The following is a 23,981-nucleotide window of genomic DNA, read 5'->3' as shown; positions in this document are numbered from 1 at the left end:
CTCAGTAGTAAAAAGGGATAACGGCGATTTTTATATTATAATATGTATGAATATGTAGTTTGATGTCGTTATTTTAAGACTGAAAAGAAAGGCACTATTTTGTCTGAAGAAATAGTGAGGTGACACCATGAATATCACAAAATTAGTTGTAATCACTGTAATAATTGGAGTAATACTTGCGGTGAACTATAAGCTGGATATCTTTGAGCCTATCCCATTGATACTCGGAGCAGCTTGTGTAATGGTATTTAATATCGTTATGAAACGATTTAAGTCGAAAGATAAGTAAAATAAATACGCATACCTTCTAAACGATGAAAGTATGCGTATTTATTTTATGGTTTTAGTTATGTTTATTTGCCTTTCTGATTTGAATCAAATATAAGACAATAAAAGTAATGACACCATACTCTAGTAAATCGATACAGTTATTTTTGTCTAGTAATGCAGGACTATGTGATAAGTAGTTGGTTATTATCAAATAGCCCCGCATATTAGAATAATAATAAGCGTAATTAAAAATATTGAACGTGCTTCCAATTCATGATGTTACTTCCTTCATGATGTTAAGTGTCTAGAAATGCATATAGACAGGGAATAAGTCCCATTGTGAATATACAAAAATGTGATCTGGTTGAATATTTAAGGTGTGGCTTAAGGTGTTGATAAGTACTTCTTTTGGCTGTTTACTATATAAATTATAATAATACTTTCCATTTTTCTCAGTCACAAAACGCCAAGCTCCTAAATGTTGCAGGGGTTGAATATCAGGTTTTCCATCCATTGATTGTATAGATACTGAATAGCTGAGATAAATTTCATCTACTTGAGTCGGACAAGTTGTTTTAATACGATAGTTGATGATAAATGTGAGTATGAATAATCCTAATAAAATAAGCAACATAAACTTTAACGGTACAGCAGCAATAGAATTTTTATAGCTTTGTTGAATCAAATACATCCATAAACCAAGGCATATAAACATGATGGCCATGGTGATGCCTAAGAATATATTTTGAAGATGTTTTAAATAAAGATTCTCTGTCATTCGAGTATCCGTACTGTTATAAATCGGGTTGTCTTTATCTTTTAAATACGTATAGACAATGGCGTATCGAGATAAGTCGAGCTTTTTAGTAGTAATCGCAAAGAATGGAGAAGTGTCTTTAATGTTATGTTCATTTTTAAGATGCTTAGTTTCTATAAAGTGCGTTTGAAGCTGAGTGTCTTTAACTTTCGGATTGTGCTTAAATGTATAAACACCATTAATGACACCTGTTAAATAATAACCTTCTGCTTTTTTCTGTTCTAGAAATTTCTTCTCAGAAAGCGAACCTTTAAAAACAAGTTTGAACTTTTTCATGATGTTATCCTTCTTCCTGATGTTATGTATGCCTTTATTTACATTTTAAATTTTCAGATAATTCAATGCGAGCGCTTTTATATTATTTTTATGTAGAACAAGTTTGTTTTGATACTTAAATTAATTATTTTGAAGTGGGAGAGACGTAGAAACAACCCCTTATAAAGCGCATTTCACAATAGCTTTTATAAGGGGTTGTGATAGATTAGTGTTTTGTTTTAGGCGTTAGCTTGCTTTTGCTTGTAATGACTAAGCGTGCAATCTGATCGGCAAACAGTAAGCCCATTGCGATAGCGCCAGCAATTAATGTAACCTCAAGCATAGTTGGAACAGCTTTGCTGAATTGTAATATAATCAAGCTTTTGGTTGTATCAAAGGCTAAGCCTCCAGGTACTAATGGAATAATACCAGGAATCATAAAAATAATGACAGGTTCTTTCTTTAAACGTGCCATAATATGACTGATTAAGCCGAGTGTGAGACTTGAAAAGAAAGAGGCGTAAATAGTATGGATATGGAGTCCGGAATATAAAATAATATAGACCGTCCAACCACATGCACCTACAAAACCTGCATAAAAGTACATGCGTTTCGGTGCATCGAATATAATACAGAAGAACAGTGACGCAATATAACTAAAGAAAAAATGTGAAATCCAAAATAGCATCTTGTCATCACCCTCCTAAAATATTAATAGCATTGTGCCGACACCGGCGCCTATGCCGAATGAAGTCACTAATGCTTCTAAAGATTTGGTTGTAAACATCATCATATGACCACCGAATAAATCTTGAATCGCATTCGTAATCAAGACTCCAGGTACAATTGGCATGACGGCCGCGATGATAATCGCAGAAAGCGATCCGTCTGGTACTAAGTTATGACCGAGTATCGCAATGCCTCCAATGACAACAGAGCCTAAAAACTCTGGGATAAATAAAGTTTTTAAGTTCGCACGATATAACATTTCGACTAACAAATAACCCAAGCTTCCAGCAAAAATAGTAGCAACAATATCTACAAAATTACCAGTCTGTAAATATAAGAAGCTGATTGAAATAATTGCGGCTGCGATGCCTTTATAAATTAAATCATGGGTTTGTTTGGCATCATAAATCCTTTTTAAAGTCTCATAGGCTTCTTCTAGGTCAATTTTTCCTGCCGAAAGCTTACGAGAAACAGAGTTTGTCTGTGAAATTTTGATTAGATTGGTATCACGTGACTCAATACGATACATGCGTGGTGTCGTTTGATTATCTAATAAAAAATTGATAACTGTATTTGTGACGAAGCTGTTGCTTTCGTAAAAACCAAGCGTTTCGGCAATACGTGTCATTGTTCCCTCTACACGTGTGCCTTCAGCGCCGGACTCTAATAAAATACGTCCTGCTAACATGATAGTATCTTTCGCAAGGCGTTCTTTCGGGGTATCTTCTATATAACTTATTCTATTATCTAGTTCCATAACATCACTCATTTTCCTTTGTTGTATATGTAATATTAAACTTTTTAGAAAATTCAATTAGTATACCTATTATGTCGGAAAATACATAGAGAAACAACCTAAGATTTCGTTTCGATTATGTAAACTTTTTTCAAGAACAGTGACATAGGAGAGTGGAAAGAGGTTAAAATGATATATACAAACAATAAATGATAAATGTAAAATATTATGTGTATAATTTCTAATTAGGTATCATAATATGCTTGCATACTATATCTAATGTTTCAAATATTTCAAAACGGTTAAAGTTATAATGGTTAGCTGTTAAAGCATGTTAACTGAGTAGCGACAGTGGCTGCTTATCAGTTAACCAGCTAAACAAGTAGTGGCAGAGTTCTCCAAGGACACTACACGAGGGATGAGCGGCACTGTATTTCAAGCCATACATGTGTACGCTTAGACGGCAGAAGCTACCGACATTAAGAGTGGATGATGCCGAGAAGAACGTGCCGCTAACGTACAGGCTGTGTCGACAGCGTACATGTGGTACATAGGTGTCGTTCAATTCTTAATGCTGGTCTAGTCTTCTGCTTTAATTAATGAATAACACCATTACTATAGATTACTTGAAGAGAACTTACAGCGAGAGGGGCGTTGTAGAGTTCTCTTCCATCTTAATAACGTACGTTATCTTGTAGCCCTTGGAGGAGTTTATACATAGAAGTGCACCTGTTCTTTGATTTTAGAGCAGGTGCTATTTATATATGAAAGAAGGGACTGATATCGATATCAGTCCCTTAGTTTCGTTATATTATTTTGTGTAGCGTTATTTAAATACTGAAGAATTTTTCTAGACTGTCTTCAGGTAATCTATGGCCGATAAAGAAGCTACCGAATTCTCCATAACGTGCTGTTGTTTCATCGAAACGCATTTCATAAACGATTTTTTTGAATTGCAGTACATCATCAGAGAATAGTGTAACGCCCCATTCGTAATCATCAAAGCCGACTGATCCTGTGATGAATTGTTTGATTTTACCTGCATATTTACGTCCGATCATACCGTGGTCATACATCAATTTTTGACGTTCTTCCATTGAAAGCATGTACCAGTTATATGTTTCGTTACGACGTTTATTCATTGGGTAGAAGCAAATATATTCTTTTTCTGGTAATTCAGGGTAAAGACGTGCTTTTACATGAGGGTTCTCATATGGGTCTTCGTCTGATTTTCCAGCAAGATAGTTACTTAATTCAATGACAGAAACATATGAGTATGTCGGGATTAAGTAATCTGCGATACGTAATTTGTTCAATGCTAGTTCTATTGCATTCAATTCTTGCATTTCAGGACGTAATACCCAAAGTAAAATGTCAGCTTTTTGACCTGTTACGTTATAAAGTACATGGTCACCGTTATGATGCTCACGTACTGAACCTAATTTTTCTAAGAAATCTTGGAATTCTTTGACAATTTCTTGACGGTCTTCATTAGGTACAAGACGTAATGTCGGCCAATCGATTGCATATAATAAATGGAGGCTGTACCAACCATCTAATGTTTCTGCTGCTTGACTCATTAATATCGCTCCTTTTGAAATATCTTTTAATTCAATTCAAATTTTATCATAAAGACAGAGACAAAGCATACAAATCGATTAAAGGTCGGAACGTGGAAATTACTTCGTAAATGGCGTATAATTATGGATGAAAAAATATTAAAAAGCGAGATTTTCAAGGAGGATATTATGCCTAGTTTATTAGATGTATTGAAAGACAAACTTTCAGGAAAGAATGTACGTATTGTATTACCTGAAGGTGAAGACGAACGTGTATTGACTGCAGCAACAAAATTACAAGCTTCAGATTTCGTAACACCTGTTGTATTAGGTGACCAAGACAAAATTGAAGCATTAGCGAAAGACAAAGGTTTAGATATTTCAGGTATTGAAATCATCACACCTTCAACAAGCGACTTGAAACCAGAATTAGTAGAAGCATTTGTAGAACGTCGTAAAGGCAAAGCGACAAAAGAACAAGCTGAAGATATGCTTAACAATGTAAACTACTTCGGTACAATGCTTGTTTATGCAGGTAAAGCTGAAGGACTAGTCAGCGGTGCTGCACATTCAACAGGCGATACAGTTCGTCCAGCACTACAAATCATCAAAACTAAACCAGGTGTTGCGAAAACATCAGGTGTGTTCTTCATGATTAAAGGCGAAGAACAATATGTTTTCGGTGATTGTGCAATCAACCCTACATTAGAAGCAACAGACTTAGCTGAAATTGCGGTAGAAAGTGCAAAAACAGCGAAAAGCTTCGGCATGGATCCTAAAGTAGCATTATTAAGCTTCTCAACAAAAGGTTCAGCAAAATCAGACGATGTTGAAAAAGTAGCGGAAGCAACAAAAGCTGCACAAGAAAAAGCTGAATCAGAAGGCTTAAAAGATGTTGTTATCGATGGTGAATTCCAATTCGACGCAGCAATCGTTCCAGAAGTGGCGGCTAAAAAAGCACCAGATGCACAAATTAAAGGTGACGCAAATGTATTCGTATTCCCAAGCTTAGAAGCAGGTAACATCGGTTACAAAATTGCGCAACGTTTAGGCGGATATGAAGCAATCGGACCTGTTTTACAAGGTTTAAATTCTCCAGTAAACGACTTAAGCCGTGGTTGCTCAACTGAAGATGTATACAACTTATCAATCATCACTGCAGCGCAAACATTACAATAATGGATTTAGCTGAACGTTATTTTGACGGTAAAGATTGGCGCTATGTAGACCATTCAACAGGGTTTGCGCCTATGCAATCTTTTGCGTTTGATGACACATTTTCAGAAAGTGTGGGCAAGGATTTATCTTGCAGTGTAGTCCGCACTTGGATTCATCAACATACCGTTATTTTAGGTACACATGATGCACGTCTGCCACATCTGAAAGAAGGCATTCGTTATTTAGTCGATGAACGCGGCTATAATGTGATTGTCCGTAATTCTGGTGGATTAGGTGTTGTATTAGATCAAGGTATTTTAAACTTTTCGTTGATTTTTAAAGGAAAGACAGAAATTTCCATTGATGAAGCATTTAATTTAATGTATTTAGTTGTAAATAAAATGTTCGAAGATGAACATGTAACGATTGAAACAAAAGAAATTGAACGCTCCTATTGCCCGGGAAAATTTGATTTAAGTATTAATGATAAGAAATTCGCGGGTATTTCACAACGCAGAGTCAGAGGCGGCATTGCCGTTCAAGTATACTTGTGTGTGGAAGGTTCAGGTGAAGAACGTGCTGAAATGATGAAGGCTTTCTATGACAAAGCTCTACAAGGCGAAGAAACAAAATTTAAATATCCAGATATCGATCCATCTTGTATGGCTTCGCTTGAAACGTTGTTCGGACACGAACTGACAGTTCAAGATGTGATGTTTAAACTACTCTATGCCATCAAAGATTTAGGTGGAACATTGAATATGGAGCCTATCAGTGAAGAAGAGTGGGAACGCTTTGAGAAATATTTCGAACGTATGATTGTACGTAATGCTAAAATCAACGCTAAAATGGACGATTAAGCACAAAGGGATGTAAATGGCTGAGAAGCTAGGTGCATCCCTTTTATATTGTGCGCCTTGAAAAATATTCTTGTAATTTACCCATGAAAGTGAAAATTATGACCGATATATGAACAAATCGTTTAAATCATCATCAATTTTCGGTAAAATGGGGAAGTAGTTTAATATCAGGTATTAATTTTACAACCTAGGTATGATAAAACAATGCAAAAAATAGGGTATAATAAAACGGTGTTTGAATAAATATATCAAAAGAAAACAAGCTAATTGATAAAAATTAGAATGTCGGAAATAAATTATGGATATATCAATGACAAAAAGACGCAGACAGCATCTTTTAATCCTGTCATTTTCTATCAACCCAGATAAAGAGAGTGACTGGATGTTTTAACATGCAGAGAAACAGGGTGGAATATAGATATACCATGACAAACTAGGAAAGTGCTAAAGGTGATGCGATATGACACGAACAGGCTACGGAGAATCTAATGGGAAAATAATATTAGTAGGGGAACATGCGGTAACATTTGGTCAACCTGCAATTGCGATGCCATTTTCTTCTGGAAAAGTGACAGTAACAATTGAAGAAATGCCAGAATTGGCAGTGTCAACGATGATCAGTGATGTATTCGAAGGTGAAATTGCAGATGCCCCTGAACATTTACATGCTTTAATCAGCAGATTCGAAGAAGAAAATCATATTGAATCACCTGTGATGATAAATATTGATGCACAATTACCGCCTTCAAGAGGTTTAGGTTCTAGCGCTGCAGTAGCGGTTGCTTTTACGAGAGCAGCATTTGATTTTATGGATCAGCCGCTATCTGATGAAACATTAATTGAACATGTAAACTGGGCGGAAATGATCGCACATGGTAAACCAAGTGGCATTGATGCACAAACGATTGTTTCTAATAAACCGACTTGGTTTCAAGAAGGTGTCTTTACGCCTTTAAAAACTTTGAATGTGGCAGGTTATATGGTCGTTTTAGATACAGGCATAAAAGGGAATACCAAAGAAGCTGTCAGCGATGTGCATGAATTAGTGAAAAACAATCAAGAAAATATGGCGTTTATAGAACGCATTGGACGTCTGGTGCATAAAGCAAATCAAGCGATTAATACACATAACTTTGAATCTTTAGCAGAGATTTTTAATGAGTGTCAAACATACTTATCTACATTGACTGTCAGTCATCCGAAGATTGACCGTTTACTGCAAGTGGCGAAACAAGCAGGTGCAGTAGCTGGAAAATTGACAGGAAGCGGACGTGGCGGCAGTGTGATTACTTTAGTGAAAGATTATGCGACAGCGAAAAAAGTCGCTCAAGCAGTTAAAGAAGCAGGCGCGCAACATACATGGATTGAGAATTTAGGAGGTTAATTCAATTGGTGAAGACGGGCAAAGCGAGAGCGCATACCAATATTGCGCTGATTAAGTATTGGGGGAAAGCTGACGAAGCATTGATTATTCCGATGAATAACAGTCTATCGTTAACTTTAGATAAATTTTATACAGAGACACGCGCAACATTTGATGCGCAATTAGATCGAGACTACTTCTACTTAAATGGTGAAGAAGTGGATGAAAAAGAAACTCAAAAGATTTCAGCATACTTAGATCTTGTTAGAGAACGTGCAGGAACAGCGTTGCACGCACGTATCGATAGTACAAACTTTGTACCGACAGCAGCTGGTTTAGCTTCTTCAGCGAGTGCTTTTGCGGCTTTAGCTGCTGCATGTAATGAAGCGTTAGAAATGAACCTTTCTGATAAAGACTTATCACGCTTGGCACGTCGTGGTTCAGGCTCAGCAAGCCGCAGTATCTTTGGCGGATTCGCAGAATGGGAAAAAGGACATGATGATGAATCCTCTTATGCACACGCGATTGATGCAGATCATTGGGAAGATGACTTAGCGATGATTTTTGTAGTCATTAATCAAAAATCTAAAAAGGTTAAAAGTCGTGCAGGGATGTCATTGACTAGAAATACATCACGTTTCTATCAGTATTGGTTAGATCATGTAGAAGCGGACATCGCTGAAGCAAAAGCTGCCATTGCCGATAAAGATTTTGACCGCTTAGGTCGTGTCTTTGAAGAAAATGGTTTACGTATGCATGCGACAAATCTAGGTGCACAACCGCCATTTACATATTTAGTACCTGAAAGTTATGATGCGATGGCTTTAGTGCATGAATGTCGTGAAGCAGGTCTGCCCGCATACTTTACTATGGATGCAGGACCTAATGTAAAAGTGTTAGTACAAAAACAACATCAACAAGCTGTGATTGATAAATTAACAACGTATTTTGATTCAGACCAGATCATCGCAAGTGATATCGGTACAGGCGTTGAAATTATAAATGAGGAAGATGAGCTATGATTCAAGTCAAAGCCCCAGGTAAACTTTATATTGCAGGTGAATATGCGGTAACAGAACCCGGATATAAATCCGTGTTAATAGCAGTAAATCGTTTCGTTACTGCCAGCATTGAAGCTTCTGGAGACAATGGTGGTTCTATTCATTCTAAAACATTACACCATGAACCGATTACCTTCCAAAGAGAAGGTGATAAGATTTCTGTATCTGATGCAGATGCGGCGAAACAACTAGCTTACGTCATTACGGCAGTAGAAGTGTTTGAACAATACGCTAAAAGCTGTGGTAAAACCTTAAGACACTTTAATTTAGTGATTGATAGTAATTTAGACGATGCTTCAGGCCATAAATATGGCTTAGGCTCAAGTGCTGCAGTATTGGTTTCAGTGGTTAAAGCTTTAAATGAATTTTATGAGTTAGACTTAGCTAATCTGAATATTTATAAATTAGCGGTCATTGCGAATATGAAACTACAAAGTTTAAGTTCATGCGGTGATATCGCAGTCAGTGTTTTCACAGGTTGGCTTGCTTATAGTACGTTTGATCATGACTGGGTCATGCAGCAGATTGAAACGTCATCTGTCGCAGAAGTTGTGAAGAAAAACTGGCCAGGTCTTTATACAGAACCGCTTCAAGCCCCAGAAAACATGGAAGTCTTAATTGGCTGGACCGGCTCACCAGCCTCTTCTCCTTACTTAGTCAGTGAAGTGAAGCGTCTCAAATCAGATCCTGATTTCTACAGCCGCTTCCTGGAACAATCGCAATCTTGTGTAGAACGTCTCATCTACGCATTCAAAACCAACAACCTAAAAGGTGTGCAAGCGATGATCAGACGCAACCGTTCAATCATCCAAATGATGGATAAACAAGCGATTGTAGACATCGAAACACCACAATTAAAATTACTATGTGATATCGCAGAAACCTACGGCGCAGCTGCCAAAACATCAGGTGCAGGCGGCGGAGATTGCGGAATTGCGATTATCGGCGACTCAAAACATCGCCAGTCTATTTATGAAAGCTGGAAAGCCTCTCATATTAAGCCTTTACCTTTCCACGTTTATCAAGGACAATAAGACATCAGGCTGTCTCACCGGTCAACTTTACGGTGCGGCAGTTTTTTGATGTTTAAAGCGGTCACAAAATCGTTGCTTGAAAAATTACGGAAAAAGAGTAAAATAGATAAAGTTGAAATAGTTTAAAACAAATTATAGAGATAAAGTGAGGTGGACAGAGCAGTGAAAAACAAATTTTTGATTTGTGATGATTGCCAAGCCGTAAATTGCAAATCCTTAGAAAGAAAATTAAAGAAACTAGATCCAGATGCTGAAATAGAGGTGGGCTGCCAATCATACTGCGGTCCAGGTCGCAGAAAGACATTTGCTTTCGTGAATAACCGTCCATTAGCCGCATTGACGGAAGATGAATTGATGGAAAAAGTTGAGAAGCAACTTCAAAAACCTCGCGACCCTGAAGAGGAAGAACGTTTACGTAAACGTAATGAAGAACGTAAACGCAGAAAAGAAGAACAAGATCGAAAATTAAAAGAAAAATTAGCCAAACGTAAACAAGCAAAATAATGATACAAAGTATATAAAAAACAGGCCCGTATGACTGGTGTGCTACCAGACAACGGGCCTACTTTCTTATCGTTATAACTATCGCGAGATTCGTTTCTATATTGACTGTTTAATGAACATGATGTGACTGCACTCGTGATGTTTGATTCTTTTAGTAAACTTCCACATAAGATCTGCACGCATTTAAGACATCTTTAGTATAGAAGTGACGTAAATTATCTTTAGTATAAGACGGGATTAATTCTTTACGTTTCACCCATTTATCAATCAGTGAAGGTGGAATACCATCTACCACCATTTCTGATTCATCTGTAACTAAAGTGTCCCAATCTAACGTAACAGGTTGTGAGTCAATATAAATGTTACCAAAGCTCGTATCATCCATATTTTAATCACCTTTTATTGAATTTTTAGTCCCTTAAGCATAATTAGATAGGGTACCTTGAGTTTCTTCTTGCAAAATTCATATACCCCGCTTATATATGAGTTATTCATCTTTTTTACAAAAACTTTACTTTTTGTTCAATTTTAGTGTAAATAGGGCGGAATTAATACACGATATGGGTTAGAGCACCTTCATGAATTTTGCTTAATACGTAAATATCGAGCAAAGAGGTTTAAAGTATAATAAAAATTAGAGTATGAAAAAAGGGTTTTAAATGTAAAAGTTAAAGACAATGAAAAAACAGGGTAAAGATGATAAGTACAAGGTAAAATGAGAGTGCGTTTTACCACAATTTGAGAAACTATATGATATAATTAATTTATTCATTTTGAAAGTTGAACTATGTAAGGAGACGTGATTAACGATGCGTACAGTGAGAGAAGCAACACCAGCAGATGTTGTCGGCATCAGAGATGTGGCAACAAAAGCATGGTATGACACGTATTTAAATATTTATGCTGCGACAACAGTGAATGAATTGCTTACAGCAGCTTATAACGAGCAGCATTTACTTAAACGATTAAAAGAACAATTATTTTTAGTGGCAGAAGAAGAAGGCGAAATTGTCGGGTTTGCGAATTTTATTAACGGCAGCGAACTTTTCTTATCTGCACATTATATTCATCCTAAAGCGCAACGTAAAGGTTATGGTACGGCGTTGCTTGAGAAAGGGTTAGAACACTTTAAAGGAAAATATGATGCAGTGTATCTTGAAGTGGATAACCAAAACGAAGAGGGTGTTGAATATTACCGTCAACAAGGATTTGAAATGGTGCGTGCGTATAACCGTGAAGTATACGGTGAAGTAATGGACCTTGCCTTGATGAAGAAAGCATGTTAATGAAAATAATGCTAACACGATGGAGGGATACTCATGGCTGAGACAGATTACGGTACTCAAAAATTATTTGAAGAGAAAGTATTCAAAGATCCGATTCATCGCTATATTCATGTCAAAGACCAAGTGATTTGGGATTTGGTGAAAACAAAAGAGTTCCAACGCTTGCGTCGTATCAAACAACTCGGTACGTTGTATTTATCTTTCCATACAGCAGAACATAGCCGCTTCGGCCATTCATTAGGCGTCTATGAAATTGTACGTCGCATCATCGATGAATCATTTGCGGGACGTGAAGCATGGAATAATGATGATCGTCTGTTGGCATTATGTGCAGCACTCCTTCATGATTTAGGCCATGGGCCGTTCTCTCATAGTTTTGAGAAAATCTTCAATACCGATCACGAGGCATTTACACAAGCGATTATTACAGGGGATACAGAAGTTAATGCGGTATTAAGTAAAGTATCACCGGATTTCCCGAAAGCTGTTGCTGATGTCATCAATAAAACACATCCGAATAAGCTGGTGATTTCTATGATTTCATCACAAATTGACGCAGACCGTATGGATTATTTACAACGCGATGCTTATTTTACAGGAGTCTCTTATGGGATGTTTGATATGGAACGTATTTTAAGATTAATGCGTCCAACTAAAGATGAAGTGTTGATTAAAGAAAGCGGGATGCATGCGGTAGAGAACTTTATTATGAGCCGTTACCAAATGTATTGGCAGATTTATTTCCATCCGGTAAGTCGTGCTGGAGAAGTGATTTTAAACAATTGTTTAAAACGTGCGAAGGAATTATATCAATCAGGTTATCAATTTAAATTGTTCCCTAAAGACTTTATTCCGTTCTTTGAAGGAACGATGACGATTGAACAGTATGTAGAGTTGGATGAAGCGGTCGTACTTTATTATTTGAAAGCTTGGGTTAAAGAAGATGATACCATTTTAAGCGACTTAGCACGCCGTTTTATTAACCGTGATTTATTTAAACATCTGCCGTTTGACGGCTCGATTATTACGATGAATGAATTAAGAGAGCTGTTTGAAGCGGGCGGTATTAATCCAGATTATTACTTCGTCAGTGAATCTTTCTCTGATTTGCCTTATGATTATGACCGCCCGGGGTCTAATCGCCAACCGATTCATCTACTGCAACGTAATGGCAATATTAGAGAAATCAGCAGTCAATCTATGATTATTCAAAGTATTACAGGCATTAATCGCCAAGATTATAAATTATATTATCCTAAAGAACTGGTGCATCACATTGAAGATGACAAAGTTCGTGAACGTATTCTCAGTATTTTGAACGAATTGAATTGATAGTCAAACGATTGTGTTCGAAAAGTATCAGATGATACGGTAAAATAGATAAAGGTAATTAAAAATGGAGGTGTGGCTTGTGGCAGAGAATAAGGGTTTTCAATTCAATATTATTAAAAATGACCCGTTAGATGGCCATAAAGGAACGAATATCGGGGCAATCAGTTTGGATAACGTTGCACCTGTATTTATAGATTTACAAGAGAAAGAAGCATTTATTGATATTGGTGCGATGCATGCACGTGCAGATGTTGAAAAGGGTGTTAAATGGATTACAGATAAAGAAACTGTTGAAGGCCCTGAAGCAAAAGCTTATTGGTTATGCTGGGTGACAACTGAACGTGGTGAACAAGGTGCTTACTATGCTGGATTGACAGCTTGTTATTTATTAGTGAACAAGAAAATCCGCAGAGGTTATAAGAGTATGCCTGAACATGTCAACATGATGGATAAATCTATGAAACATAAAATTGTCATCGATCATATCGGTGATGAAAATATTGAGATTATTCGTGATTTCTTAAAAAATCATGATAAAGATATGTGGGATAACTCAAGTGATGAATTAAAAGAAGCACTACACGATAAATAAAAGCAATTATTAAAGGCAGAAATCACGTCATGTGGTTTCTGTTTTTCTTTCTTAATACTAAGTTATTTTTATACTTAAAAAGGATAAGTATGTTAGAGTGTAAGTATTATATTTTGAATAATCACAATAGTTAAATAATAAAAGGGGAGAGGGCATATGAGTTCAGAATTAATCAAACGTTTACAAGAGAAAGAAGAACGTATGGTCGAAATCAGACGGTATTTACATGCACATCCGGAGTTATCATTTAAAGAAGTAGAAACGCCAAAGTATATTGCGGATTTCTATAAAGATAAGGATTGTTTAGTAGAAACAAACGTCGGTGACAATGGGGTGAAAGTCACTATAGATAGCGGTAAACCAGGGAAAACGATTGCGATTCGTGCTGACTTTGATGCTTTACCGATTGAAGAGGCAACAGGACTGCCATTTGCGTCAGAGAATCCAGGCGTGATGCATGCGTGCGGGCATGATGCACATACGGCTTATATGTTGATTTTGGCTGAAACGTTGATTGAAATGAAAAATCAATTTTCTGGAAAAGTGGTCGTGATTCATCAACCAGCTGAAGAAATGCCGCCAGGTGGTGCCATCGGTATGATTAAAGATGGTGTGCTAGAGGGTGTAGACCATGTCTTAGGTGTACACGTGATGAGTAATGGTGAACGTGGTACGATTTATTATCGTGAAGGCAACGTACAAACTGCACGTGGTTACTTTAAATTAGTCATTCACGGTAAAGGTGGACACGGTTCTTCTCCACATGACGCAAATGATGCGATTGTAGCAGGTGCGAACTTTGTGACAACGGTACAAAGTGTAGTCTCAAGACGTATCAGCCCATTTGAAACAGGTGTCGTTTCAATCGGTTCATTCGATGCGAAAGGTCAGTTCAATATTATTAAAGATAAAGTGGAAATCGAAGGTGACGTCCGTGGTTTGCATGATGAAACGAAAGATAAAATCGCACAAGAGTTACAACGTGTCGTCGATGGTTTAGAAACAACGTTCGGTGTGACTTGCGACTATGAGTATCTAGATGATTATCCAGCAGTATACAATGACCCAGACTTTACAGAGTACGTAGCTGAGACCTTAAATAACGCAGAGCGTTCTGCGATTCAAAAAGTAGAACGTTGTGATCCATGGCCGCCGTCAGAAGACTTTGCGTACTATGCGAAAGAAGTACCAAGTGTATTCATTTATGCAGGAGCAGCACCTGAAGAAGGTGAAGTTTATCCGCACCATCATCCTAAATTTAATATCAGTGAATCTTCAATGATGACAGCGGCTGAAGCTGTCGGTACGGTTGTATTAGATTATTTGAAGGATGAATCTTAATAAGTAGAAAAATTTAATTGATTTTATGATGTACAGCGCATACAGTGTGAATTTAGTCACTGTGTGTGCTGTATCTTTATGTTATAATTTGGTATATTAATGAATAATTCAGAATAGGGTGAGCGCGTCTTTGAATCAAAACATTCGTATCCAAACATTACAGACGATTGAACGCGATGATGAGTTTGATGAATTTGAATTTGAAACAGATGGCACTTGGCAAGAGAAGCGGAATGCTGAATTTATCCGCTATGATGAACAAGTTGAAGACTTGACGGTGCATATTACATTGAAAATTCAAGAAGATGAAGTTAGATTAATGCGCAGCGGGAATATTAAACAGAACCTGCATTTTGTTGAAGGAAAAGACACCGTATCTTTATACGAGATACCAACGGGCAAAATTCCTTTAACTATTCGTACTTTAAGCATTCATCATTACGTACAACCAGACCAATCAAAACTTAAAATTCGTTATGAACTCTTCCAAAACAAAGAGAAGATGGGCACATACCTTTACCAAATTACCTATAAGGAGCTGAAGTAAGTGAATATTATTGATCAAGTCAAACAAACATTAATTGAAGAAATAACAGCAAGTGTTAAAGCCGCTGGACTTGCAGAAGAAGTTCCTGAAGTCAAAGTGGAAATTCCGAAAGACCCTAAAAATGGGGATTACTCTACAAACATTGCGATGGTGCTAACAAAAATCGCAAAACGTAATCCACGTGAAATTGCGCAAGCTATCGTGGACAATTTAGATAAATCTAAAGCGAATGTTGAGAACATCGAAATTGCAGGACCTGGTTTTATCAACTTCTATTTAAATAACCAATACTTAACGGCGATTATCCCTGAAGCTTTAGAAAAAGATACAGATTTTGGTCGCTCTGAAAAGAAAAAGAACCAAAAAATCTTAGTGGAGTATGTTTCTGCGAACCCAACAGGTGATTTGCATATCGGACATGCGCGTAATGCGGCAGTCGGTGATACGTTATGTAATATCTTAGATGCGGCTGGTTATGATGTTACACGTGAATATTACATCAACGATGCCGGTAACCAAATTACGAACTTAGCACGTTCTATCGAAGCACGTTACTATCAAGCTTTAGGTAAAGAAGCAGAATTACCTGAAGATGGCTACCATGGTAAAGATATCGTGAATATCGGTAAAGATTTAGCGGAAAAACGCCCTGATCTACAAGAACTCCCTGATGATGAGCGCTTAAAAGTGTTCAGACAATTAGGTGTCGATTATGAAATGGAAAAACTTAAAAAAGACTTAGCTGATTTCAATACACACTTTGATGATTGGTTCAGTGAAACAACGTTATATGATTCAGGCGAAATCAAACGTGTCTTAGAGTTAATGAAAGAAAATGGTCATACGTATGAAGCGGATGGTGCGACTTGGTTACGTACAACGGACTTTAATGATGATAAAGACCGCGTATTAATCAAAAAAGACGGCACATACACTTACTTCTTACCAGATGTGGCATATCACTATGACAAATTCCACCGTGACGGCGGCCAAGATATCTTGATCAACTTATTCGGCGCAGACCATCATGGTTATATTAACCGTCTGAAAGCATCTGTTGAAACATACGGTATTGATGCAGAACGTCTTGAAATTCAAATCATGCAGATGGTGCGTTTAATGCAAGATGGCGAAGAAGTTAAAATGAGTAAACGTACGGGTAACGCGATTACATTACGTGAAATCATGGATGAAGTCGGTATTGACGCGGCACGTTACTTCTTAACAATGCGTAGTCCAGATACGCACTTTGATTTTGATATGGAACTTGCGAAAGAAAACTCAGCTGAAAACCCTGTTTATTATGCACAATATGCACATGCGCGTATTTCATCTATCTTAAAACAAGCGGGTGAACGTGGCGTAGTGCCATCTGAAAATGCAGATTTCAGTGTTATTAAAAATGACAAAGCGATTGATTTATTGAAGAAAGTTGCAGAATTTGAACCGATGATTGAAAGTGCTGCAGAACAACGCGCACCACATCGTGTAACCAACTATATTCAAGAATTAGCAGCAGCTTTCCATAAATTCTATAACGCTGATAAAGTCTTAACAGACGATGAAGCTAAAACACAAGCTTACGTTTCTATGATTGCGGCAGTACAAATTACATTACGCAATGCCTTGGCATTAGTAGGTGTAACTGCTCCTCATACGATGTAAGATTATATAAAGAAGCATTCTTGACGGGTGCTTCTTTTTTTATTTTTAAACTTGTAAAATTTTTGTAAGATTCATCTTCTCAGCCCGCGTAAATATGCTAAAATGAGATTTACAATACAAGTATGAGGAGAAATTGATGAAACAGAAATTATGGGTGTTTTTAATCTTAATTATCTTAGTTGCGGCTGGGTGTTCTGCACCGAGTAATAAAGAGAAAGCAGACAACAAAAACCAATCAGAAGAAAAGACAAAACAAACGCAAAAATATCATCGTATTATCTCGTTGATGCCAAGTAACACTGAAATACTCTATCAACTCGGTTTAGGTAAAGAAGTTATAGGAGTGTCTACAGTGGATGACTATCCGAAGAGTGTTAAACATAAACAGAAGTTTGATGCGATGAAACTCAATAAAGAGCAGTTATTAAAAGCAAAGCCAGATTTGATTTTGGCGCATGAATCACAAAAAGGTATGGGTGATAAAGTATTAGGCGATTTAGAGAAAAAAGGCATTAAAGTCGTCTACATACCTGAAGCACATAACTTTGACGAAATTTATGGTACGTTCAAACAAATCGGTAAAATCACAGGTCGTGAATCACAAGCTGACACATTAGTTTATGATACAAAACATCGTGTTGACGCTGTGTTGAAAGATGTGCCGAAGCATGAAAAAGCACCGACTGTCTTTTTAGAAGTCTCACATGAACCAGAGATTTATACAGCTGGAAAAAATACATTCTTCAACTATATGATTGAAGAACTGCATGCGAAAAATAGTTTCGCAGATCTAGAAGGCTGGAAGAAAGTCAGCAAGGAAAGTATTATTAAACATGACCCAAATGTTTTAATTACGACAGAAGGTATCACACGTTCGGATTACTTGAAAATTATTCGTAAACGTGGCGGCTTTGAGAATTTAGAAGCTGTGAAGAAAGGCCGAATTGAAGCGGTAGATGGTGATACGATTTCAAGACCAGGTCCTCGTATCGACCAAGGCCTTAAAGCATTAAGAGATGCGATTTACCGCGATGAAAAATAATATGAAACAAACCACTATTATTATAGGATGGTGTCTCGCGTTAATCGCGAGTATCGCAATCAGCTTGTTTTGGAATTTAGGCAGCTGGTCGGACCCCTTAAATCATAGTATTTTGTTTGAAGTGCGCTTACCGAGAGTGTTCGAGGCATTGTTGGCTGGTATCGGTTTATCGATAGCCGGCCAGATGTTTCAAACCGTTTTGAATAATCCGCTTGCAGATAGCCTGACTTTAGGCTTAGCGAGCGGTTCTGTTTTAGGTAGCGGTTTAGCTGTATTTATCGGTTTAAGCAGTTTATGGATTCCGTTCGCTTCAATTGTTGCAAGTATGTTAACTTTAGCTATTGTTTTAGGGGTGACTGCCGCAATTTCACAAGGTTATATGATGCGCGCGTTGATATTATCAGGTATCATGATAGGTGCATTATTCAATGCGTTTTTATATCTATTGATTCTACTTGATGAACGCAGAATGAAAAGTATTGTGATGTATATGTTCGGCGGTTTTTCTAATGCAGAATTGCATGAAGTATACGTGATTGTACCCATTATGATGTTATGTATCGTGCTACTAGGCTTACTGCTGCCGAAGGTAAAGTTACTGCAAGTCGGAACGTTGAAAGCACGTTCTTTAAGTTTGAATGTCAGACAAATGATGTTTATGGTGTTAACTTTATCATCTATCATGACAGCTATTATTGTCTCGTATACCGGCATTATTGGTTTTATCGGTATGATTGTGCCACAGCTGATTAGAAGAACGACGCAGACTACATTAGGTGTACAAATGTTGCTGAACGGCGTTGTCGGCGGTACAGTGATGGTCTTTGCGGACACGTTAGGTGCACAATTATGGAATCCGATTGAAATTCCAGCAAGTATCATTCTTGCTTTATTAGGAATACCTGTACTCGGGTATTTAATCGCAACCCAGAAACACTCGTATGAATAATCTGATGAATAAAGAAATAATCACAGATGCCAAATAGGCATTTATAGGAGAGAAGCTTATGAATTTAGAGGGGATTAAGGCAGTCGTATTCGATTTAGAAGGCACGCTGTTGGATCGTAATAAATCAAGAGAGAAGTTTATTGAAGAACAATATGAACGATTTCATGATTATTTAGTTCATGTTCAAGCGCGTGATTTTAAAAAACAGTTTATTGAATTAGATGATGACGAAGATCATGATAAGCCTGAACTGTATAAAGCGATTATCAAACGATTTCATGTCGATCGTTTAACATGGAAAGATTTGTTCCGCGATTTTGAAACACATTTTTATCGTTACGTGTTCCCTTACCATGATACACAATATACACTAGAGCGTTTAATCCAAAGAGGTTATTTGACAGGTGTGATTGCGAATGGTAAATCTAAAATTAAACAATACCGTTTAGAAAACTTAGGTATCTTATCCTATATTCATTTTTTATCTACTTCTGAAATGGTAGGGTTTAGAAAGCCGCATCCTAAAATCTTTGAAGATATCATGGATCAATTAGATGTTACGCCTGAAGAAGTGATGTACGTCGGTGATGATGCCTTAAATGATGTTGCACCGGCCCGTGCAATGGGTATGGTCAGTGTATGGTTCAATCATGAAGATGATGAAGTAGAATTGGCACCAGAACCTGAAGAGATGGACTTTGAAATTTCAACTTTGGAAGAATTGCTAGAGATATTACCAAAAATCGCCCCACATTCTAAGGAGAGTGAAAAAGCAGATGGAACTATTTACGACGAAGGATAATACGACGTTAAATTATATAACAAAGGGAAGCGGACAACCTGTTGTGTTGATTCATTCCGCTTTTGAGAACTATTCGATTTTCGATGATATTGCGACGCAATTATCATATGATTACCAAGTCGTCAGCGTAGATTTACGTGGACATGGTTATTCAGATAAACCTTTAAATATTGATTTTGCAGATTATGTAGAAGATATTAAAGACTTGTTAGATTACTTATATATCAAACATGCATTCTTTATCGGTCAAGAACTGGGTGCGACGATTGCGGCAGATTTTGCGTCTAAATACGCTGAGTATAGTGATGGTATTATTTTAATCAACCCAGCAACATTACAAGCAGAATTGCCAGAAGCGCGTTTATACAGAAAGTACGCAGATCAAATCAGAACGTTAGAAGAAAACAAACAACAAAAATTCTTAGATAAACATACGTATGGTTCACCGAAAAAAGCAGGAAAAATGTTGAAACACTTTTCTGATACGTTGACATTAATGACAAGACTTGAAAAAGAAGCGGTAACAAAATCATTTGAACAAACTGAAATTGATTTAGACTTACATCAAATTAAAGCACCGGCATTAATTATCGTCGGAAAATATGATGAACGTTTAACACCACAAGAGTTAGATACTTATACAAAAGGAATCGCTCAAGCACAAGTTGAAACGTTTGAACATTCAGGATTGTATCCGATGGGTGAAGAAAAGAAAGCTTTCTTAGAAACTGTAACAGCATTTATCAATGTGAATGAAGTATTAGAAGATGAGCAGAAACGCGTGACTACGCAACAGTAAAGTTTTTAATCATTAATATTAGCAATTAAACTCCAATATATTATACAATATTACAAAAGATTACATCTAGAGACTGATTACATCAAGGGTAATTAGGGGTATAGTGTAATAAGCGCAGAAAAAGTTACAAGAAATTTACAAAAAGAGAGCAAAGGAGTTATTGCTTATGAAAAAATTACTTTCAGCGGCTATTGTTTCTGCAACAGTGGTAACTGGACTAGGCATCTCTCAAGCAGATGCAGCGTCTGGAAATACGATTCAAACCGTTCAACAAATCCACCACGGAGATACTTCTCTAGAAGGCGTTAAGCTAGGTCAAAACATCCAAGATGTTTTGAAATCACAAAAACTCACAGGGTACTCTTATAAACCTGATAAAACAAAACATTATTATGAGTTTAACTCTGACAAAGGCTTATTGATTGTGACTGCTGATGGTCAAAAAGACCACGGCAAGGTAACACACGTTACAATGAAATACAACAAAGCAGATGGCCCAAGCTTTAATACTGTACGTAAACAGTTAGGCAATACGGTCACTTGGAGATATAACTATAATGAAGTTACAGGAAACTTCGGTTACATTAAAGATAAAGATACTTCTTATCAATTTACAAGCCAATCACCAAAAGATAAAAACTTAAAACTTTATCGCATTGATATTGGTAAATAAGTATACATGAAATAAAGGCAGGGGTGTTGTACACTCCTGTCTTCTTTATATTGATTGAACTAAGCAATTGTGCCATGATAAATTAGTAAGGATAGTAAATTTAAAGGAGTCACATCATGCGACCGAATGACAAAATTTTATTAGAAAATATCAGTGATTACTTCAACTATAAAGGGATTGCGCCAAACATGATTGACGATATTAAAGAGAAAATTCGTCAAGATTTACCGAAATCTGAAGCGCATGACGTCGATTATATCGAATATCGTAAAAAGGCACCGGCAGAGATTATTTTAACCATTCAAAGGAACTTATTTGGTTTACAGCTGAATCCGATTCTCTTTTTCATTATCAATTTCTTATTAATCTCTTACCTGTACGATAAACAGTTCGTGCCATTTCAGGCTGCGACAGGATTATCACTCATCTATTGTTTAATCATTTTTCCAATTACTGTTTTTGTATATTTCAGGATTGTGCGAAAGAATTATTTATATAGCAATAAAGCTGAAGTGATGATAGGGATAGGCATTGTGATTGTGGCGGCTATTTTAGTGGCACTGCATGGTTTGAATATTGATCTTGGTGTTATAGTCGTAACGAAATATGCGCATATTTTTGTGTTCTTTTTCGGCTTAATTATGGCTGGTTTAGGCCTGTATTATAAGCGTTTTGAATTTACAGGTGTAGGTTTATTGTTAGCACAAAAAACGATTGATGCGGTTATTTTAGACCCTAATATAGCGCAAATCGGTACGATTATCATTTGGGTATTAATCTTGGCGGTTATTATCTTTTATTCAATCAAGTTATCTACACGAGGGAAATAATAAGAGTTGTCCAAATAAAATACAAAATGACAATAAAATACGTATTTTCGTTGTAAACAAAAAGCGTGGTGCTTTGAATGTATGTCATTCTAAGCATCACGCTTTTTGTATTATCCTTTATAATCTATCGTCAGCTGATCAGATTTTGATTTCTTTGTTTGCAGTTAAGATACGCTCGTTAATACGATTTAATAATTCATTGATTTTTTCACGTTGTTTAGAATTTACTAAGATTAAAACAGTTCTTTCATCTTGTTCGTTACGTTTTTTATCGAAGTAATCTTCTTGTGATAAATTTTTAACAGCTTTAACAACTTGTGGTTGTTTGTAGTTTAAGTGATTAATAATATCTTTTAAGAAATATTCCTCGTCATCTGATTGACTAAGGAAAGTTAACACTGCAAACTCTTCGAAGCTGATTGTAAACTCTTTTTTAATAATGCTTTTCATCTTGTCAGCATATGTCACCATTGCTAAAAGATCAGATGAATTTTTAATTTTTGATACTGCCATTTGTATTTCCTCCCTTGACATTCCCATTATCGTAGTATTATTGGCAAATAGACTAATATTAACATTAATTTCATAATTGGGACTAGATGCTATTGCATCAAAATATTCCTGCCCCTATTATTTATTTAATTATAACTAAATAAAAATGAAATGTAAACAAAAAAACATTATAAAACAATGGCTATTTCAAACAAATGATACTTTCAAAAAATTACCCAATGAACCCAGAAAATTTATTGAACATCATTTGAATTACACATTATAAATTAAGATAATGTCTATTTTTTCTATTTAGCCTTTTGATATGGGTTAATTATATAAGAACTCTAGTTTAATGTGAAGTTTTTGGGTTGAGCAATAACTTTTTCTCCCGGTAATAAACCTTCACTAATAATAACCATACCCGATTTTTCATGGTATTTAATAATTCTTTTAACCATTTGTTCATTTCTTTTAATTAATATTGCGTTTTTATCATATAGTACGTCCTTTGGAAGGGCAATTAAGTGCGTAGGAATCGTAATTTGAAAGTGGGTTCCTACAGGTATAACACCATTAGTAGAAATTTGAACTTCGTAATAAGATTTATTTGTTTCACTTTTTGTAACATCAGGATAATGACTAATACTCAAAATTTTGCCTTTAAACTGTTCCGTTGTTTTTGTTTTAATTTCAACAGATTGGTTAAGTTTCAATTGTTTGAGTTCAGTCTCAGAAATATAAGCTTTAATTATACGCTTTGAACTGTGAATTTGCGCAAATAATTGATTTTTCTTACTTGGATGCTTATCAATAATATGGACAATGCCTTCTGACATACTGAAGACTTGTGTTCTGAGTCCAAGCTGAATACGATCATATTCTTGTTCCAAATAGGTATGCATATTTAGGAAGTTTTGACGATGCTGATGACTATCTAAAGTATTCAAATGCTTACGTACTGCAGTTAATTGTTGTTCAAGTGTTTTATTGTAGTATTCGAACAATGGCTGATCTTTTTTTATCATTTTACCTTCAGCACTATACCAGTCATGGATGCTTCCCATACGAGCATCATAGTAAAAGGATTGTGTTGTTTCAGCAGATTGAATACCAGAAAATTGAATCGGTCGGTTATAGGTTGCGGTGTACGTTTTAACGTTTTGAGTTGCCTGAAGTGTGTAATGTCGGAATGCGGCATATAATCCGACGGCAGTTGCGCTTAAAAGGAGAAGGAGTATTAAGGCAATCAACCAGGGGTGTTTAAACAAAATTATGCTCACCT

At 36.4% G+C, this 23,981-nt stretch carries 25 protein-coding genes; 18 read left to right on the top strand and 7 right to left on the bottom strand.

From position 1 onward, the window contains the following. Positions 1-574: 574 nt before the first annotated feature. The 4 genes from MUA87_RS11245 to hemQ all read right to left on the bottom strand — a co-directional run bounded on the left by MUA87_RS11245 (position 575) and on the right by hemQ (position 4,387). Positions 575-1,363 (bottom strand): hypothetical protein, encoded by a 789-nt coding sequence (locus MUA87_RS11245; protein ID WP_057510140.1) that lies wholly within the window; start codon positions 1,361-1,363, stop codon positions 575-577. Positions 1,364-1,568: 205 nt separating this feature from the next. Further along, positions 1,569-2,030 carry a threonine/serine exporter family protein gene (locus MUA87_RS11240; RefSeq protein WP_002481378.1) on the bottom strand — a complete coding sequence of 154 codons (462 nt, stop codon included), beginning with the start codon at positions 2,028-2,030 and terminating at the stop codon, positions 1,569-1,571. Between the two features lie 15 nt (positions 2,031-2,045). Further along, positions 2,046-2,828 (bottom strand): threonine/serine exporter family protein, encoded by a 783-nt coding sequence (locus MUA87_RS11235; protein ID WP_002481379.1) that lies wholly within the window; start codon positions 2,826-2,828, stop codon positions 2,046-2,048. Positions 2,829-3,637: 809 nt separating this feature from the next. Beyond that, positions 3,638-4,387, bottom strand: coding sequence for a hydrogen peroxide-dependent heme synthase (hemQ, locus tag MUA87_RS11230; protein ID WP_023015472.1), 750 nt, complete (start codon positions 4,385-4,387; stop codon positions 3,638-3,640). Positions 4,388-4,555: 168 nt separating this feature from the next. On the opposite strand from hemQ, the gene pta reads away from it, so the two are divergent. The 6 genes from pta (at position 4,556) to MUA87_RS11200 (ending at position 10,346) form a co-directional block, all read left to right on the top strand. Beyond that, the gene (gene pta, locus MUA87_RS11225) at positions 4,556-5,545 is read left to right on the top strand and encodes a phosphate acetyltransferase (RefSeq protein ID WP_002481381.1); all 990 of its coding nucleotides are present in this window, start codon (positions 4,556-4,558) and stop codon (positions 5,543-5,545) included. Further along, a complete protein-coding gene (locus MUA87_RS11220; protein ID WP_262550837.1) occupies positions 5,545-6,384 on the top strand; it encodes a lipoate--protein ligase family protein in 840 nt (279 codons plus the stop codon). Before pta ends, MUA87_RS11220 begins: the two co-directional genes overlap by 1 nt. A 460-nt stretch (positions 6,385-6,844) precedes the next feature. Further along, on the top strand, positions 6,845-7,768 hold the full coding sequence (gene mvk / locus MUA87_RS11215; RefSeq protein ID WP_262550835.1) for a mevalonate kinase: 924 nt from the start codon (positions 6,845-6,847) through the stop codon (positions 7,766-7,768). Positions 7,769-7,773: 5 nt separating this feature from the next. Beyond that, positions 7,774-8,769, top strand: a complete 996-nt coding sequence (gene mvaD / locus MUA87_RS11210; protein WP_060803733.1) for a diphosphomevalonate decarboxylase — start codon at positions 7,774-7,776, stop codon at positions 8,767-8,769. Further along, positions 8,766-9,842 carry a phosphomevalonate kinase gene (locus MUA87_RS11205; protein WP_023015468.1) on the top strand — a complete coding sequence of 359 codons (1,077 nt, stop codon included), beginning with the start codon at positions 8,766-8,768 and terminating at the stop codon, positions 9,840-9,842. The genes mvaD and MUA87_RS11205 overlap by 4 nt, the downstream gene beginning before the upstream one ends. 162 nt (positions 9,843-10,004) lie before the next feature. Then, complete coding sequence (locus tag MUA87_RS11200) at positions 10,005-10,346, top strand: YuzB family protein (RefSeq protein WP_002481386.1); 342 nt, start codon at positions 10,005-10,007, stop codon at positions 10,344-10,346. Between the two features lie 151 nt (positions 10,347-10,497). Here MUA87_RS11200 and MUA87_RS11195 read toward each other — a convergent pair whose 3' ends face one another. Beyond that, positions 10,498-10,731 (bottom strand): hypothetical protein, encoded by a 234-nt coding sequence (locus tag MUA87_RS11195; RefSeq protein WP_002481387.1) that lies wholly within the window; start codon positions 10,729-10,731, stop codon positions 10,498-10,500. A 424-nt stretch (positions 10,732-11,155) separates the two neighbouring features. Between MUA87_RS11195 and MUA87_RS11190 the strand changes: the two genes are divergently transcribed. The 12 genes from MUA87_RS11190 (at position 11,156) to MUA87_RS11135 (ending at position 22,204) form a co-directional block, all read left to right on the top strand. Beyond that, entirely contained in the window at positions 11,156-11,632 is a 477-nt protein-coding gene (locus tag MUA87_RS11190) for a GNAT family N-acetyltransferase (RefSeq protein WP_262550833.1), read from the top strand. Positions 11,633-11,665: 33 nt separating this feature from the next. Continuing rightward, positions 11,666-12,964, top strand: coding sequence for an HD domain-containing protein (locus tag MUA87_RS11185; RefSeq protein ID WP_262550832.1), 1,299 nt, complete (start codon positions 11,666-11,668; stop codon positions 12,962-12,964). 64 nt (positions 12,965-13,028) lie between these two features. Continuing rightward, positions 13,029-13,556, top strand: a complete 528-nt coding sequence (locus MUA87_RS11180; protein ID WP_096754501.1) for a YwhD family protein — start codon at positions 13,029-13,031, stop codon at positions 13,554-13,556. Positions 13,557-13,712: 156 nt separating this feature from the next. Continuing rightward, complete coding sequence (locus MUA87_RS11175; RefSeq protein WP_262550831.1) at positions 13,713-14,897, top strand: amidohydrolase; 1,185 nt, start codon at positions 13,713-13,715, stop codon at positions 14,895-14,897. Positions 14,898-15,027: 130 nt separating this feature from the next. Then, positions 15,028-15,444, top strand: a complete 417-nt coding sequence (locus MUA87_RS11170) for a YwiB family protein (protein WP_023015464.1) — start codon at positions 15,028-15,030, stop codon at positions 15,442-15,444. Beyond that, the gene (gene argS / locus MUA87_RS11165) at positions 15,445-17,109 is read left to right on the top strand and encodes an arginine--tRNA ligase (protein ID WP_057510148.1); all 1,665 of its coding nucleotides are present in this window, start codon (positions 15,445-15,447) and stop codon (positions 17,107-17,109) included. A gap of 136 nt (positions 17,110-17,245) precedes the next feature. After that, positions 17,246-18,151 (top strand): ABC transporter substrate-binding protein, encoded by a 906-nt coding sequence (locus MUA87_RS11160; RefSeq protein WP_060803726.1) that lies wholly within the window; start codon positions 17,246-17,248, stop codon positions 18,149-18,151. A 1-nt stretch (position 18,152) separates the two neighbouring features. Further along, positions 18,153-19,100, top strand: coding sequence for a FecCD family ABC transporter permease (locus tag MUA87_RS11155; protein ID WP_262550830.1), 948 nt, complete (start codon positions 18,153-18,155; stop codon positions 19,098-19,100). A 58-nt stretch (positions 19,101-19,158) separates the two neighbouring features. Then, positions 19,159-19,902: an HAD family hydrolase gene (locus MUA87_RS11150; RefSeq protein WP_023015461.1), complete on the top strand. Its 744-nt coding sequence runs from the start codon at positions 19,159-19,161 to the stop codon at positions 19,900-19,902. Beyond that, positions 19,877-20,701, top strand: coding sequence for an alpha/beta fold hydrolase (locus tag MUA87_RS11145; RefSeq protein WP_023015460.1), 825 nt, complete (start codon positions 19,877-19,879; stop codon positions 20,699-20,701). The genes MUA87_RS11150 and MUA87_RS11145 overlap by 26 nt, the downstream gene beginning before the upstream one ends. Before the next feature lie 166 nt (positions 20,702-20,867). Beyond that, on the top strand, positions 20,868-21,374 hold the full coding sequence (locus MUA87_RS11140) for an SA0570 family protein (protein ID WP_002481398.1): 507 nt from the start codon (positions 20,868-20,870) through the stop codon (positions 21,372-21,374). Positions 21,375-21,490: 116 nt separating this feature from the next. Beyond that, positions 21,491-22,204, top strand: a complete 714-nt coding sequence (locus MUA87_RS11135; RefSeq protein ID WP_002481399.1) for a hypothetical protein — start codon at positions 21,491-21,493, stop codon at positions 22,202-22,204. Between the two features lie 138 nt (positions 22,205-22,342). On the opposite strand, the gene sarA is transcribed toward MUA87_RS11135, so the two are convergent. Continuing rightward, positions 22,343-22,717, bottom strand: a complete 375-nt coding sequence (gene sarA / locus MUA87_RS11130) for a global transcriptional regulator SarA (RefSeq protein WP_002481400.1) — start codon at positions 22,715-22,717, stop codon at positions 22,343-22,345. Positions 22,718-23,043: 326 nt separating this feature from the next. Further along, a complete protein-coding gene (locus MUA87_RS11125) occupies positions 23,044-23,967 on the bottom strand; it encodes an efflux RND transporter periplasmic adaptor subunit (protein ID WP_023015459.1) in 924 nt (307 codons plus the stop codon). Positions 23,968-23,981: the final 14 nt, after the last annotated feature.

This window comes from Staphylococcus simulans, assembly GCF_025561465.1.
Lineage (GTDB): Bacteria > Bacillota > Bacilli > Staphylococcales > Staphylococcaceae > Staphylococcus > Staphylococcus simulans.
This window is presented reverse-complemented; position numbering and strand designations above follow the sequence as displayed.

Coding starts and splice junctions, on each gene's coding strand:
- MUA87_RS11245 (WP_057510140.1), bottom strand. CDS start 1,363: ATGAAAAAGTTCAAACTTGTTTTTAAAGGTTCGCTTTCTGAGAAGAAA.
- MUA87_RS11240 (WP_002481378.1), bottom strand. CDS start 2,030: ATGCTATTTTGGATTTCACATTTTTTCTTTAGTTATATTGCGTCACTG.
- MUA87_RS11235 (WP_002481379.1), bottom strand. CDS start 2,828: ATGGAACTAGATAATAGAATAAGTTATATAGAAGATACCCCGAAAGAA.
- hemQ (WP_023015472.1), bottom strand. CDS start 4,387: ATGAGTCAAGCAGCAGAAACATTAGATGGTTGGTACAGCCTCCATTTA.
- pta (WP_002481381.1), top strand. CDS start 4,556: ATGCCTAGTTTATTAGATGTATTGAAAGACAAACTTTCAGGAAAGAAT.
- MUA87_RS11220 (WP_262550837.1), top strand. CDS start 5,545: ATGGATTTAGCTGAACGTTATTTTGACGGTAAAGATTGGCGCTATGTA.
- mvk (WP_262550835.1), top strand. CDS start 6,845: ATGACACGAACAGGCTACGGAGAATCTAATGGGAAAATAATATTAGTA.
- MUA87_RS11205 (WP_023015468.1), top strand. CDS start 8,766: ATGATTCAAGTCAAAGCCCCAGGTAAACTTTATATTGCAGGTGAATAT.
- MUA87_RS11195 (WP_002481387.1), bottom strand. CDS start 10,731: ATGGATGATACGAGCTTTGGTAACATTTATATTGACTCACAACCTGTT.
- MUA87_RS11190 (WP_262550833.1), top strand. CDS start 11,156: ATGCGTACAGTGAGAGAAGCAACACCAGCAGATGTTGTCGGCATCAGA.
- MUA87_RS11185 (WP_262550832.1), top strand. CDS start 11,666: ATGGCTGAGACAGATTACGGTACTCAAAAATTATTTGAAGAGAAAGTA.
- MUA87_RS11180 (WP_096754501.1), top strand. CDS start 13,029: ATGGAGGTGTGGCTTGTGGCAGAGAATAAGGGTTTTCAATTCAATATT.
- MUA87_RS11175 (WP_262550831.1), top strand. CDS start 13,713: ATGAGTTCAGAATTAATCAAACGTTTACAAGAGAAAGAAGAACGTATG.
- MUA87_RS11160 (WP_060803726.1), top strand. CDS start 17,246: ATGAAACAGAAATTATGGGTGTTTTTAATCTTAATTATCTTAGTTGCG.
- MUA87_RS11155 (WP_262550830.1), top strand. CDS start 18,153: ATGAAACAAACCACTATTATTATAGGATGGTGTCTCGCGTTAATCGCG.
- MUA87_RS11150 (WP_023015461.1), top strand. CDS start 19,159: ATGAATTTAGAGGGGATTAAGGCAGTCGTATTCGATTTAGAAGGCACG.
- MUA87_RS11145 (WP_023015460.1), top strand. CDS start 19,877: ATGGAACTATTTACGACGAAGGATAATACGACGTTAAATTATATAACA.
- MUA87_RS11140 (WP_002481398.1), top strand. CDS start 20,868: ATGAAAAAATTACTTTCAGCGGCTATTGTTTCTGCAACAGTGGTAACT.
- MUA87_RS11135 (WP_002481399.1), top strand. CDS start 21,491: ATGCGACCGAATGACAAAATTTTATTAGAAAATATCAGTGATTACTTC.
- sarA (WP_002481400.1), bottom strand. CDS start 22,717: ATGGCAGTATCAAAAATTAAAAATTCATCTGATCTTTTAGCAATGGTG.